Raw genomic sequence first — 594 nt, forward strand, 5'->3', positions numbered from 1 at the left:
AAATCCGTTATGCAAGCGTTAGATCTCGGCTTTAAGGTGATTGTGAATCTAGCTGCAACTCGCGCCGTTCTGCCAGATACGGTGGACAGCGTGATCGCAGAGATGAAAGAAAAAGGCGCACTGTTTGTCAAAAATGCCGATGACATTATTGTTGAGCGCTTCGCGTAATTAACCGGTTTCCTTGTGTAAAAACGGCCCAGATTTCTGGGCCGTTTTTATTTGCTTATTTTGGGATCGCGTCTTACTCATCATTTGCTTGCTTGGTTTTTCTTGATCTGTTTTTGCTCTATTTATTCTGAAGAGATTTCAACACTTCCGACTGGCCATAAATCTCTGCAAACGTCTTCAAGTCGAGTCCGGCTTTGTTGCGCAAATCGGGCGAACATTCCGCTTGATACAAGTCTTTCGCTATACTAATTTCGCGCTTAATCAGCGCCCCCATCAGGGCCGTGTTACCACGCTTGTCTTGTAAACAGGCATTCGCTCCAGAGTCGAGCAGTAACCGTACCGTGTCTTTATTACCCTGATATGCCGCCACCATTAGCGCGGTGTAACTTTCGTTGTTGCGCTGATCAATCGGGAAACCTTGTGATA

The 594-nt window shown here is 46.1% G+C and carries 1 protein-coding gene and 1 pseudogene; one reads left to right on the top strand and one right to left on the bottom strand.

Features of this window, described 5'->3' with window-relative positions; translation table 11 throughout:
* A pseudogene (locus R7040_RS28160) lies at window positions 1–168 on the top strand (isochorismatase family protein); the annotation flags it as partial.
* 118 nt (window positions 169–286) lie between these two features.
* Here the strand turns inward: R7040_RS28160 and R7040_RS28165 are convergent.
* Window positions 287–594: ankyrin repeat domain-containing protein (locus tag R7040_RS28165; RefSeq protein WP_318097844.1), on the bottom strand; the 308-nt coding region annotated here is incomplete at its 5' end.

The organism is Vibrio sp. 1069, from assembly GCF_033340555.1.